10 protein-coding genes are annotated in these 12,751 nt (G+C 63.9%); 4 read left to right on the forward strand and 6 right to left on the reverse strand.

Annotation, left to right across the window (positions count from 1 at the left end):
* Positions 1-6: 6 nt before the first annotated feature.
* The 4 genes from MTR66_RS00835 to smpB all read right to left on the reverse strand — a co-directional run bounded on the left by MTR66_RS00835 (position 7) and on the right by smpB (position 3,981).
* Positions 7-240 (reverse strand): RebB family R body protein, encoded by a 234-nt coding sequence (locus tag MTR66_RS00835; protein WP_243917071.1) that lies wholly within the window; start codon positions 238-240, stop codon positions 7-9.
* 236 nt (positions 241-476) lie between these two features.
* Positions 477-2,894 (reverse strand): hybrid sensor histidine kinase/response regulator, encoded by a 2,418-nt coding sequence (locus MTR66_RS00840; protein WP_243917073.1) that lies wholly within the window; start codon positions 2,892-2,894, stop codon positions 477-479.
* On the reverse strand, positions 2,891-3,502 hold the full coding sequence (locus MTR66_RS00845; RefSeq protein ID WP_243917075.1) for a DUF2062 domain-containing protein: 612 nt from the start codon (positions 3,500-3,502) through the stop codon (positions 2,891-2,893). Before MTR66_RS00845 ends, MTR66_RS00840 begins: the two co-directional genes overlap by 4 nt.
* Complete coding sequence (gene smpB, locus MTR66_RS00850) at positions 3,499-3,981, reverse strand: SsrA-binding protein SmpB (RefSeq protein ID WP_243917077.1); 483 nt, start codon at positions 3,979-3,981, stop codon at positions 3,499-3,501. The genes MTR66_RS00845 and smpB overlap by 4 nt, the downstream gene beginning before the upstream one ends.
* A 269-nt stretch (positions 3,982-4,250) precedes the next feature.
* On the opposite strand from smpB, the gene MTR66_RS00855 reads away from it, so the two are divergent.
* Positions 4,251-6,206 carry an alpha/beta hydrolase family protein gene (locus MTR66_RS00855; RefSeq protein WP_243917079.1) on the forward strand — a complete coding sequence of 652 codons (1,956 nt, stop codon included), beginning with the start codon at positions 4,251-4,253 and terminating at the stop codon, positions 6,204-6,206.
* A gap of 40 nt (positions 6,207-6,246) precedes the next feature.
* Here MTR66_RS00855 and dapA read toward each other — a convergent pair whose 3' ends face one another.
* On the reverse strand, positions 6,247-7,122 hold the full coding sequence (gene dapA, locus MTR66_RS00860; RefSeq protein WP_243917082.1) for a 4-hydroxy-tetrahydrodipicolinate synthase: 876 nt from the start codon (positions 7,120-7,122) through the stop codon (positions 6,247-6,249).
* A 102-nt stretch (positions 7,123-7,224) separates the two neighbouring features.
* Here dapA and MTR66_RS00865 point away from each other — a divergent pair, with 102 nt between their 5' ends.
* The gene (locus MTR66_RS00865) at positions 7,225-9,192 is read left to right on the forward strand and encodes a lytic transglycosylase domain-containing protein (RefSeq protein WP_243917084.1); all 1,968 of its coding nucleotides are present in this window, start codon (positions 7,225-7,227) and stop codon (positions 9,190-9,192) included.
* A gap of 59 nt (positions 9,193-9,251) precedes the next feature.
* On the opposite strand, the gene MTR66_RS00870 is transcribed toward MTR66_RS00865, so the two are convergent.
* Positions 9,252-10,643, reverse strand: coding sequence for an alpha-galactosidase (locus tag MTR66_RS00870; protein WP_243917086.1), 1,392 nt, complete (start codon positions 10,641-10,643; stop codon positions 9,252-9,254).
* A gap of 131 nt (positions 10,644-10,774) precedes the next feature.
* On the opposite strand from MTR66_RS00870, the gene greB reads away from it, so the two are divergent.
* Entirely contained in the window at positions 10,775-11,260 is a 486-nt protein-coding gene (gene greB / locus MTR66_RS00875) for a transcription elongation factor GreB (protein WP_243917088.1), read from the forward strand.
* 109 nt (positions 11,261-11,369) lie between these two features.
* A complete protein-coding gene (locus tag MTR66_RS00880; protein ID WP_243917090.1) occupies positions 11,370-12,749 on the forward strand; it encodes an aromatic ring-hydroxylating oxygenase subunit alpha in 1,380 nt (459 codons plus the stop codon).
* Positions 12,750-12,751 lie beyond the last annotated feature (2 nt).

The raw sequence follows: 12,751 nt of genomic DNA on the forward strand, positions 1-12,751 counted from the left end.
GCGCAATCAGTGCGAACCGGTGCCCAGCAACGCACTCACGCATGCCGTGGTGGTCGCCATCGAAAGCTCGTTCATCGCCTGCTGTGCAGAAACCGCATTCTGCGCGGCAAGCGACAGCGAGTGCGCCATTGTCTGATAAAGCGTGCCCAGCGCTTGCGCGGGCGCATCCCCCAGGACTTCGACGTTGGTTTGTGTTACCGCGTCGGTGATCTGGCTGTTTACGGCAGTCGGAAAGGCCATTGTTCTACTCTCCTAAGCGCCACTCTCTAAATATCACATGCCTTGGAGCGAATGGCACTTACACATAGCCGAACAACAACTCACACTGTCAAGCTGAAATTGCAGTAAATATTGTCACATATACATAACAATCATTTCAAGCCGTTAACCAAGAACAATTCCATTAGATCACCGCAAGATCTCTTTCATTCATTTTAGCGGAAAGCGCACGCGTTTCTAAACGAACTGACCGTGCCTCACCTTGCGGTACGTGCCAGCACTTCGCCCACTTTGTCGCCCAGCTGCTGCACCGAGAACGGCTTGGGCATGAACCAGGCATTGGTGAGGCCGATTTCCTTGCGCAGCTGCTCCTCGGCATAGCCGGACATGAACAGCACCGGCAGTTGCGGCGCGATCTTGCGGATTTCGCGGGCCATCGCCGGACCGTCCATCGAGGGCATCACCACGTCGGACACCACGAGATCGAACTGGCCGCCCTCTTCCACCAGCACGAGGCCTTCCTCGCCATCGCGGGCACTGGTGACTTCATAGCCCTGCCGCATGAGCGAGCGTTCGGCGACCATGCGCACCGGGTCTTCATCCTCCACCAGCAGGATACGGCCGCCGCCCGCCCACTGGCTGACGGGAGCCTCTTCCTTGACTGCGGGAAGCTCGGCCGCGCTGGCCGCAGCGACATGATAGACCGGCAGATAGACGATGAAGCGCGTGCCCTTGCCCACTTCGCTCTCGGCGAAAATGAACCCGCCCGACTGCTTGACGATGCCGTAAACGGTCGAAAGGCCAAGCCCGGTACCCTTGCCCTGCTCCTTGGTGGTGAAGAACGGTTCGAAGATCTTGCCGAGATGCTCGGGCGGGATACCGCCGCCGGTATCCTCGACAATCAGCGCGGTATATTCGCCCGCCGGGATGATCTCGCTGCGCATCGCGCGCACATCGGTGGTGCTGACCTTGCGCGTCGCGAGCGTCAGCTTGCCCGAACCGTCCCCGCGCGATTGCATGGCATCGCGGGCATTCACGGCCAGATTGACAATGACTTGCTCAAGCTGGGTCGGGTCGGCGCGCACCGGGCCGAGATCACGGTCATGGGTGACGACGAACTGGATCTTCTCGCCGATCAGGCGGCGCAGCATCTGCGAGACATCGGCCACAACATCAGGCAGTTGCAGCACTTCGGGCCGCAGCGTCTGCTGGCGCGAGAACGCAAGCAGCTGGCGGGTCAGCGAGGCGGCGCGGTTCGAGTTGGCGCGGATCTGCTGGATATCGTCATAATCCGAATCGCCCGGCGTATGGCGCATCAGCATGAGATCGCAGGTGCCCAGAATCGCGGTGAGCACGTTGTTGAAATCGTGCGCGACGCCGCCCGCGAGCTGGCCCACGGCCTGCATCTTGGTGGCCTGCGCGACCTGCCGCTTGAGCCGGGTTTCCTCGGACGTGTCGGTCAGCCCCAGCAGCACCGCCGCTTCGCCCAGCCCGCGCACCCCGGCAAGGCTGAGCGAGACCGGATCGTCCGGCTGGGTGGTCAGGCGGATGGCGATGTCGCCAGCCGTGGCGGGGCCCTGTGCGAAACGGCGGATCGCTTCGGACAGGGCGCGCTTGTCCTCGCGCACGACAAGATCCGTCGGGTACGTTGGCGGCGCCTGCCCCTCGCGCCCGGCCGCGCGCATGAAAGCGGGGTTGGCAAAGAGCAGACGCCCGTCGCGGTCGCCCATGGCCAGGCCCAGCGGAAGCTGGCTGAGCAGCGCTTCGAGATGCGGCACGGCGGCGCTGCCGCCCGCGCTCGCACCAATGCCCTGCCCGGCCTCCACTACCAGCATCAACGAGGGGGTAGTGTTGGGATCGGGCTCCACCGGCAGATCGGGATCGGCGACCGGCAAGTGATAGAGCACCAGCGCGCCGCCGCGCCCGCCTTCGCGGGCCCAGCCGATGCGCTCGCCTTCATCCTGCGAGAGCAGCGAGACGAAGTCCTGCCCGGTCATATCGGTCAGCGCATCGCCGGTCGCGCGCAGCGCCAGCCCTGCGCTGGCGGCGCGGATCATGCCGTCGGGATCGACCAGAGCCGCCGCGATTCCCGCCTTCGCCAAGGCCCGCCCCAGCTTGCCATCGAGATGGCCGACCAGATCGCCGACGAAATCGGCGGCGCTCACCTGCGTGATACGCCAGACGATGAAATCGTCACCGCGCCCGGCGCGCCGTGCTTCCACCCACCAGCGTTCGCCACGCGGCCCGGCGATCTCGCTCTGGGCCGATCCGTCGCGCCAGACGAGGCGTGTGGCATCGGCAAGGCATTCCAGCGAGGCATCGTCCACCGGCAATTGCGGCGGCGCGCTGGCCACACCGAACCAGTTTTCATGGCAGGCGTTGGCGCAGACCAGGCGCCCTGCCCGGTCAGTTACGGACACGGCTGCATCCGGCCGGTCGATCGCAGTGACAGTCACCGACCAGTCGGGCTGTGCAAACTCGGGTTCGGCAGGGGCAGGACGGCGGTGCGAGACCATCCAGGCCAGGGCGGAGAAAACCGCCATGGCCGCCACGAAGATCGCCGTCAGCACGCCATCCCCGGACACGAGCCAGACAAGCGCGGCGCTCAGCAGCAGCGCCAGCGCGATCAGCAGCGCATCGGGAAGGCGCCGGGCCCTGTCCGGCACAGGCTTCATGCAGACGCGTCCGGCTTTACGGGCGGACTGGCATGATCGGGCTCCGCGCCGTGCAGCCGGTGATGCCAGCGCAACCGGCGCGCATGGTGCTTGCGCCCGATCCAGAAGCGCCAGAACCACATGGAAACCACATAGCCGATCGAGGCCGCGACCGTTGAAATCACGAAAAGGCCGATCAGCAGCGCAGGCGCCGCATCCGAAACCAGCCAGTGCGTCCAGTCACCGATCCCCGCGCCACTCTCGTAAAGGGCATAGAACGTCGAGAGATCGGCATGATAGCCGAGCAGGTTTCCGACCCAGATCGAGGCGGCCAGAATCAGCGGCGTGGTTGCCGGATTGGACAGGAACGTCATCGCCGCGGCAATCGGGATATTGCCCCGGCACGGCACGCACATGAGCGCTGCTCCCACGATCTGGATACCCGGAATCAGCGCAAAGATGCCCACCAGCAGCCCCACCGCCACACCGCGCGGCACCGAGCGGCGGGTGAAGCGGAACAGTTCCTGCCGCCGCGCGAAAGGCGCCGTGAAACGATTCGCCTCAAGCTGTTCGTGCGTGGGCATCTGGCTGTGCAGCCAGCGGGACATGCGGGAAAGAAGCGTACTCATCGGTTATCCCGCAAAATCCTGGCCTGATCGCGCTTCCAGTCGCGCTCCTTGATCGTATGACGCTTGTCCGCCGCGTTCTTGCCCTTGGCAAGCGCCAGTTCGACTTTGGCCCGGCCGCGGCTGTTGAAATAGATCGACAGCGGCACCAGCGTCATCCCCTTGCGCTCCACCGCGCCTTGCAGACGGGATATCTCGCGTTCGTGTAGAAGCAGTTTACGCGGGCGCTTGGGCTCGTGGTTGAAGCGGTTGCCGTGGCTGAATTCAGGCACATTGGCGTTGACCAGCCAGCACTCGCCATTCTTGATCTCGGCATAGGATTCGGCAATCGAACCCTCGCCGAAACGCAGGCTCTTCACCTCGGTCCCGGTGAGCGCGATACCGGCCTCGAACTTGTCGTCGATATGATAATCGAACCGCGCCCTGCGGTTCTCAGCGACGGTTTTGACTTTATCGAATGTGGAGTGCTGCGGACGTGCCATGGTGATGCGCCATGTAGGGATGCGCGCGGCAAAAGAAAACGTCCGTTTCGGCGATTGGCATTTGCCCTGCGCCTTGCGGCCTCTGCAGCGGCCGGCGCCAGCCACCCCGCCCGGTGCTTTATCTGGCAGAGGTCATTCCATGATCTCCGCCATTACCCGGCCTTTCAGAAATTTAATCGAAATAATCGCCGCTCAAAATATCAAGAGCCTTGCCTTCGCAGCATGCTGCCAGGATATGATATCTTGAATTCAGGGGGAATTTCCAAAGAATGCATAAGCTGGTTTCGAGCGCGAAGGCCGCGACTTCCGCGCTTGCTTTATTGTCCGCCATGACCGTGGCCGCAGCACCTTCCGTCCCGCCGCTCGCAGCCTATGGCAACCTGCCATTGGTGAAAGACATGGCCATATCGTCCACCACCGGAGACAAGATCGCCGTCGTCGCCACGGTCAAAGGCAAGCCCCGGGTCATTGTCATCGATTCCGACAACCGCCAACTCCTCAACATCCCGGCCGGAGACTCCAAGCTGCGCGGCATCGACTGGGCGGGTGATGACTTCGTTCTCGTCACCAAGAGCACAACAGCGTCACTGGGGCCGATGTTCACGGCATCGAAATACGAATTCAACGGCACGATCGTTCTCCCGATAGACGGGAGCAAGGCGCAATTCGTGTTCGGCGGCACCAAGGGCATCGCCAACACCACCCAAGGCCGTTACGGCCTTCGCAAGATCGACGGGGAATGGAAAGGCTACTTCGGTGGCATCGCTCTGGATACCGACGGTCTGAATACCCGCTGGCGCCATGGCCGCCCGACGCTTTACGGCGTGGACCTGGCAACGAACAGAGCCCGGATCGCTGCCGCGCCCGCCTCGGAAAACCACTTTCGCGACTGGCTGGTCGATGAGAACGGAGAGATTGCCGTCACGCTCGACGTCAATCGCAACAACGGCAAGTGGCAGATCACCAACGAACATCACGACAAGCTGGCAGAAGGTGTCGATCCGACGGGCGACATCAGCCTGATATGTTTTGGCAAGGACGGTTCGAGTTTTCTGTATTCCACGGAAGACGATAACGAAGGCGTCACGCACTGGTTCGAAGTGCCGCTGGCAGGCGGGGACGCGGTCGAAGTCCTGCCCGACACCCGGGTCGAACGCCTTTACATAGACAAGCGCAACAGCCGCCTGCTGGGCTATCTGCCCGGCGGTGCGGAGCCCAAGCCTGTCTTCTTCGATCCTGAGCGCCAGAAAGCGGCTGACAAGATTTACCGGGCCTTCGGCAAATGGCATGCGACGCTGATCGACTATACGCCGGACATGACGCACGCCATCGTCCATACCAGCGGCAACAAGGACAGCGGCACCTGGTTTCGTGTGGATGTTGCCAACCTGAAAGCCGATGCCGTCAGCTATGACCGCGATGCCATTTTGCCGGATGCGGTGGGGCCGATTTCAACCGTTGAATACAAGGCTGCCGATGGCCTTGAAATGGACGGCATCCTGACACTGCCGCCGGGGCGCGAGGCCAAGAACCTGCCCGTGATCATGCTCCCCCACGGCGGCCCTACCGCGCATGACGAGCCTGGTTTTGACTGGTGGGCGCAAGCTTTCGCATCACGCGGCTATGCCGTGTTCCAGCCCAATTTCCGCGGCTCGACCAATCGCGACGATGCCTTTCGCCGCGCCGGGTACGGACAATGGGGCCGCAAGATGCAGACCGACATTTCCGACGGCCTGAACGAACTCGTCCGCCAAGGTATAGCCGATCCCAAGCGGGCCTGCATCGTGGGCGCCAGCTATGGCGGCTATGCCGCGCTTGCCGGAGTCACCCTGCAGCACGGGATCTACCGCTGCGCCGTTTCAGTTGCCGGGGTCGCGGATGTCGAGCTGATGTACAACACCGACGTCTATGAGAGCGGCGGCACGCGCATGACCAGAAAGTCCCTGCGCGAATCGCTTGGCAATCCCAAGGAGTTCGACAGCATTTCCCCGCGCCGTTTCGCCGATCAGGCGGATGCGCCTGTCCTGCTGATCCACGGCAAGGACGATACCGTTGTCCCGTTCAAGCAAAGCGCCGTCATGGCCGATGCCCTGAAAGACGCGCACAAGCCTTATGAAATGGTCGTCCTCAAGCACGAGGACCATTGGCTTTCGCAATCAGACACGCGGCTGCAGATGCTTACCGCAGCGATGCGGTTCGTGCAGAAATACAACCCGGCGGACTGATCCGCCGGGCCTTCGGGCCAGTCTTACAGCAGCCCGGCTCTTACAGCAGACCAGCGTGGGCCAGCGCCGCATCGACCGCGGCGCGGGCCTGTTCGCTGCAGCGCACGACCGGCAAGCGCACGTCCACGGTCATCCAGTCAAGCACGCGCGACATCGCGTACTTCACCGGCCCCGGCGAGCAATCGGCGAACATCGCGCGGTGCAGCGGATGCAGCTTGTCGTTGAGCGCGCGCGCAGAGGCCATATCCCCCGCCGCGCAGGCAGCCTGAAATTCGGCGCAGAGCCGGGGCGCGACATTGGCCGTGACCGAAATGCACCCCGCGCCGCCATGCGCAAAATGAGCCAGCGCGGATTCGTCACAGCCCGAAAGCTGGCAGAAGCTGTTGCCGATCGCCTGGCGATAGTCCGAAACACGCGCGATCTCGCCCGTGGCATCCTTCATCCCCACGATGCGCGGCAGTCCGGCAAGGCGCACCATCGTTTCCATGCCCAGATCGACGATCGAACGGCCCGGAATGTTGTAGAGAATGATGGGGATGCCGATAGCATCATGGATGCTCTTGAAATGCTGGTACAAACCTTCCTGATTCGGCTTGTTGTAATAAGGCGTGACGACGAGCACCGCATCGGCGCCCGCTTCCTGCGCATGGCGGGCCAGCATGATCGCCTCTGCCGTCGAATTCGAACCCGCTCCGGCGATCACCGGAACGCGCCCGGCCGCCACCTCGATGCACACATCGGTAATCCGCATGTGCTCTTCATGGGTGATCGTGGGCGATTCGCCCGTCGTGCCGCAAGGGACCAGCGCCGACGATCCGCTCTCGATCTGCCACTCCACCAGGCGGCGGAAAGCCGGCTCGTCAAACGGTCCGTCGCGAAACGGTGTGACAAGTGCCGGAATGGACCCCGAGAACATGGACTTTACCCCTGCTGACGTTCAACTATCAGGCCCGTCGGGGACTATCCCCATCCACGTCGGCCATAATGTTCAGCGCCTGATAAGGAGCCTTCTTCGAAAATGTCCAGCATGTTGCGTGTCTCTCCCCTGTTTCTGACGGTTTCACTTGCATGTCTGGGGGCGCCGGCCTGGGGTGAGGATGGCCGCGAATGGGATGTTGCGCGGGCCCGGTCCATGCAGAAGCATGACATGGCGGTGCACCAGTCGATAGACCGCTGGCGCCAGCTGGTGGCCAACAGCCGCATGGGCTTTTCCGCCTATGCCAGCTTCCTGCTGACGTATCCCGGCTATCCGCAAGAAACGAAAATCCGTGCTTTCGCCGAAAGGGCACTGCTCGACGAATCGCCCGATCCCGCCACGGTGATCGCTTTCTTCGACCGCTATCCCCCGCTCTCCAGCGAGGCCGCCGGGCGCTATGCTACCGCGCTGGCCGCCGTGCGCCGTTTCGATGCGCGCGAAAAGGCCGAGGCTGCCTGGCGCGGCGGCAGCCTGACGCCCAATGCAGAGGCCACCCTGCTCTCGCTGTACCGTGACGTATTCACGCCTGCCGATCACGACGCGCGCATGGACGCGCTGCTCTGGCAGGGAGAGACGGACCAGGCCGAACGGCAGATCTCGTTCGTGTCGGCAGCCAAGCGCAATATCTTCATGGAACGGCTGGCCCTGCTGCAGGGATCGGCCCCGGGCAGTCTGGGCCTGAAGCTGCCCGCCATGGCCGCCGCCGACCCGGGCTATGTCTACAACCGCGCGGTGCAGGCACGCCGGTCGGGCAATCTTCCCAGCGAGATCACCATGCTGGCCAACCGCCCGCTGCTCTCCGCCCCCGTATTCGATCCCGAAAAATGGGTGAAGGAGCTGCTCACTGCCGCGCGCGGCGCCGGGGCGGACAGCGCGGTCAAGATCGCCAGTTCGATCGACGATGCCTTCGCGCCGGGCACTGATATCAGCCAGAAATCCTACCGCCTGCGCGACGATTACACCTCGCTGGTCTGGCTGGGCGGCACCAAAGCGCTGTGGGATCTGCACGAGCCGCGCCGCGCCGCGCCTCTGTTCTACCGCTACGGCGCGGCGGCGCAAACGCCGGGAACGCGCTCCAAGGGCTTCTATTGGGCAGGCCGAGCGCTCGCCCAGGCGGGCGATACACCGGGCGCCAACCGCTATTTCGAGATGGCCGCGCGCTATCCGCACTATTTCTACGGCCAGCTTTCCCTTGAACGGCTCGGCCGCCCGCTGCCCAATCTCGACACTGTGCCGCAAGCCATGCCAACCGCGGCGGAACGCAAGGCCTTCCTTGCCCGCCCGATCGTCGATGCCGTGCGCGATGTCGCGCGCGACGGGGACTGGCGCACGACCGTGCAATTCTTCCGTCAGATCGCCGATTCGGCCCAGACAGAAGCAGATCATGTCCTCGTGGCGGACCTTGCAAAGGAAATCGGACGGCGCGACCTTGCCGTGATCCTGGGGCAGCAAGCCCATGCCGACGGCTTCGGCGAGTTCGGCGAGATCGCCTATCCGCTGCTGCCAACGCCGCCGGGCACCAACTGGACCATGGTCCATGCCCTGACCCGGCAGGAAAGCCAGTTCGCCCAGAACGCGCTGAGCCATGCCGGGGCACGCGGCCTGATGCAGCTCATGCCGGGCACCGCACGTGAGCAGGCTAGCAAGATGGGCCTGAGCTACAACCGGGATTCGCTAATCAGCGATCCGGTCTACAACATCCGTCTGGGCGACGGATACTTCGCGCGGATGATGGATTACTACCGCGGCGCCACGCCGCTGGCCGTGGGCGCCTATAACGCCGGACCGGGCAATGTGAACAAGTGGCTGCGCGCCAATGGCGATCCGCGCACCGGCGCGGTCGACTGGATCGATTGGATCGAGCGCGTTCCGATCTACGAGACCAAGAACTACATCCAGCGCGTGCTGGAAAACGCCGTGGTCTATGAATCGATGTACCCCGACAAGTCCGACTACAAAGGCCCGAACAAGCTCACGCACCTGATGCCGGGCAAGAAGAAGCCGGGCTAACGAAGACAAGAAACACGCAAAGGCACGGGCAGCTCAGATCCGCCCGTGCCTTCCATGCCTTACCGGAAACGCAGCCGGTAGAGCAGCGATCCATGCGCCGGGAGCTTTGCCGAAACCCGCTCCTGCGCCACGCCGATGTCCGCGTTCTGCCAGAGATCGCGCACTTGCGCAGGCCGGTCGATGCCGAGTTGCGCCAGCTTGACGCCCACGTCCCGTTCGCCGCCGGTCACGTTGAACAACGCCAGATAGCAATCGCGCCCATCCTCGCTCCAGGCCGACCATACTTTCATGCCGTCTTCCAGATAGTGCGGCCGGTTGCCTGCGCTGGCCTGATTGACGGCGAGCACCTCACGGTTGGTCAGCAGCGCCAGCGTCGCCGCGTCGAGATGGCGCAAGTCTCCGCCCATGATCAGCGGCGAGCGGGCGATCGACCACAGCGTCATCAGCGTGCGCTGTTCGTCGGGCGTGAAACGGGTGTCGCGATCGCCCAGCGCCAACCGTCCCAGCGGCAGCATGTCGGCATCGGGCCAGGACCCGGCGCTGCAATACTGCGTCCAGTTCTCCAGCCGCGTGAACTGCGCGGCCAGCATGCCCCAATCGTCCCAGAAATCGTCGGAAATGCGCCACATCTGGGCATGCTGGCGCACGTGAGGGCCGCGCACCACCGGCGTTTCGCCCGGCGAGAGGCTGAGCACGATCGGCCGGCCGCAGCGGGAAATCGCTTTCGAGGCCGCCTCGATCTCCGGCGCATGGGCATCATAGGGGCGGCTCATGTCGTCCATCTTCACGAAGTCCACGCCCCACGAGGCATAGAGCCGGAACAGCCCGTCGTAGTAATCCTGCGCGCCGGGCTTGGTCATGTCGACGCCGTACATGTCCGGGTTCCACGGGCAGATGCTGGAGGTATCGGCGATATCGCGCGCCTGGACCTTGGTGCCATAGACCGGCAGGTTCAGTTCCACCGCATGGCGGGCAATGCCGCGCATCACATGGATGCCGAACTTCATGCCCAGCGCGTGCACTTTCTCCGCCAGCGGCGCGAAGCCTTTGCCGCCTTTCGCGGAAGGGAAGCGGTTCGGCGCGGGCACCAGCCGCCCATATGCGTCCAGCGCGGGCACCGGATGAGGATTGTAGCTGTAGCTGCTGGCGTCCGGCTCGTACCACTGGATGTCGACGGTAAGAACGTCATAGCCGAAGGGCAGCAGCTTCTCGCTCATGATCGCGGCGGTTTCGAGCGTCTGCGCCTCGGTGATGGTGCCCGCAAAGCTGTTCCAGCTATTCCAGCCCATCGGCGGGCGGGGAGCCAGCCTGGCACCGGGCGCTTCCGGCAGCGGGCAAGGCCCCGTATCCTGCGAAGCGGAGGCCGCCCCGGCAAGAGCCGCCGAGGACAGCCCCGCCAGCGGTGCCACCGCAGCGGCGGCGGTCATCAGATTACGGCGGGATATGTCCATGGGTTTTCCTCCTCGTTCCTGTTCGGCAGGTCTTTTGTCGGACAAATAGACACCTTGCAAGCCTGCTTCCCCGGACGAAAACGCCCCGCACCGGCTTGGCGCCGCGATCCGCCCCGCTTAAAGACACCGCGATGAAACCAGCCGGACCTCCCATTACCCCCGCAGGCATGGCCGCCCTGCGCGCCCGCTACGATCACCTGCTCGGCAAGGAACGCCCGGAAATCGTCGAAATCGTCTCCTGGGCGGCGGGCAATGGCGACCGTTCGGAAAACGGCGACTACCTCTACGGCCGCAAGCGCATGCGCGAGATCGATCGCGAGCTGGCCCACCTCGCCCGCCGCATGAAAGCGCTGCGCGTGGTCGATCCGGCCCGGCAGGAGGAGCGCGGCAAAGTGTTCTTCGGCGCCACCGTCGAACTGGCGGACGAGGACGACGAACGCATGACCGTCACCATCGTCGGCGACGACGAGCAGGATGCCTCGGCCGGGCGCATTGGCTGGAGCGCGCCCCTCACCCGCGCGCTGCGCGGCGCGGCCATCGGCGATCTGCGCACGGTGCGCCTGCCTTCGGGCGCCAAGGAGTGGGAAGTGGTGTCCATCGAATATCCCCGCATCTGACAGTTTTGCGTTTGGTCAAAGTTCACCGGCCACGCCCGGAGGTACACCACCCTCAGTGAACAGTGCTGTTGATTAGCAGCCTGCAAAGACATCTGACGGGAGCGGAACGATGAACGAACTGAGCAAGGTCGCAGCGGCCACGGAGACGGCACCCGAGCCGGTCGTCATCCCGGTCGAAGCCTATATTTCCGAAGACTATGCCCGCGCCGAGCGGGACAAGCTGTGGCGCAAATGCTGGCTGCAGGCAGGCCGCGTGGAAGACCTGCCCGACGTGGGCAGCTACATCACTTACGAAATCCTCGACGATTCGGTGCTGATCGTGCGCGTGGCGGAAGGCGATGCCGCCAATGGCGCGGACGGCAGGATCAAGGCCTACCGCAACGTCTGCACCCACCGCGGCCGCCGCCTCGTCGATACCCCGAAGGGCGAGCGCAACGCGCACGGCAAACGCATGAACTTTGTCTGCGGCTTCCACGCCTGGACGTTCGAGCTGGACGGTTCGTGCAGCTACATCCAGTCGAAGGAAGACTGGGGCCCGAAGCTGTGCGACGAGGTCACGCGCCTGGGCGAAGTGAAGATCGATACTTGGGGCGGTTTCGTGTGGGTCAACCTTGATCCCGAGGCCGAACTGCTGCGCACCTATCTGGAACCAGCGGCCACCATGCTCGATCCCTTCCAGCTTCAGGACATGCGCCCGCGCTGGCGCAAGTGGACGATTTTCGACTGCAACTGGAAAGTCGCACTGGAAGCTTTCGACGAGACCTATCACGTGCCCGGCACGCACCCGGAATTCACCGAGTTCGGCGATTTCGTCGGCTGGGGCCGCGCGCAGGGCAAGCACAGCCACATCGGCTACGACGCGCCCAAGGGGCTGGAGGAAACCAGCGCCAAGCTGCGCCTGGGCGCGGGCGATCCGCGCGTGACCACCGCGCAGATGCAGAAATACACCTGGGAAGGCGTGAACACCAACACCACCCAGACGCTTGTCGATGTCGCGCAGACCCTGCCCGATGCCCTGCCCGAAGGCACGCCGGGCGACGAAGTGCTGCGCTACTGGCTGGAAACCGCCCGCAAGATCGACGAGGAACGCGGCGTGGTCTGGCCCAAGGTCGATGCCGCGCATGTGGCGGCGAGCGGCACGGCCTGGCAGATCTTCCCAAACCAGCAGATCGGCCACGCCGTCAACAACATGCTGTGCTATCAGGCGCGGCCCTACGGCTACGATCCCGACAAGTGCATTTTCGAGGTCGCCGTCTACGAACTCTACCCCGCAGGCGAAGCCCCTGAAACGCAGTGGGAATACGCCGATCCCAGCGCCTTCCCGCATGTGCTGCTACAGGACTTTTCCAACATGGCCGCCGTGCAGCAAGGCATGAAAATGGCGGGCTATGCGGGCAACGTACCCAACCCCAAAGCCGAAGGCGCGGTGATCAGCCTGCACCGCAACCTTGCCCGCTACATGGGCACAGGCGAACCGAAGGATCTGTGAAC

Origin of the sequence: Novosphingobium beihaiense, from assembly GCF_022832375.1 — a bacterium.
Classification (GTDB): domain Bacteria; phylum Pseudomonadota; class Alphaproteobacteria; order Sphingomonadales; family Sphingomonadaceae; genus Novosphingobium; species Novosphingobium beihaiensis.

Bases quoted from the DNA above. Each gene is read 5' to 3' on its own strand.
- MTR66_RS00835 (WP_243917071.1), bottom strand. From the start codon at position 240: ATGGCCTTTCCGACTGCCGTAAACAGCCAGATCACCGACGCGGTAACA.
- MTR66_RS00840 (WP_243917073.1), bottom strand. From the start codon at position 2,894: ATGAAGCCTGTGCCGGACAGGGCCCGGCGCCTTCCCGATGCGCTGCTG.
- MTR66_RS00845 (WP_243917075.1), bottom strand. From the start codon at position 3,502: ATGAGTACGCTTCTTTCCCGCATGTCCCGCTGGCTGCACAGCCAGATG.
- smpB (WP_243917077.1), bottom strand. From the start codon at position 3,981: ATGGCACGTCCGCAGCACTCCACATTCGATAAAGTCAAAACCGTCGCT.
- MTR66_RS00855 (WP_243917079.1), top strand. From the start codon at position 4,251: ATGCATAAGCTGGTTTCGAGCGCGAAGGCCGCGACTTCCGCGCTTGCT.
- dapA (WP_243917082.1), bottom strand. From the start codon at position 7,122: ATGTTCTCGGGGTCCATTCCGGCACTTGTCACACCGTTTCGCGACGGA.
- MTR66_RS00865 (WP_243917084.1), top strand. From the start codon at position 7,225: ATGTCCAGCATGTTGCGTGTCTCTCCCCTGTTTCTGACGGTTTCACTT.
- MTR66_RS00870 (WP_243917086.1), bottom strand. From the start codon at position 10,643: ATGGACATATCCCGCCGTAATCTGATGACCGCCGCCGCTGCGGTGGCA.
- greB (WP_243917088.1), top strand. From the start codon at position 10,775: ATGAAACCAGCCGGACCTCCCATTACCCCCGCAGGCATGGCCGCCCTG.
- MTR66_RS00880 (WP_243917090.1), top strand. From the start codon at position 11,370: ATGAACGAACTGAGCAAGGTCGCAGCGGCCACGGAGACGGCACCCGAG.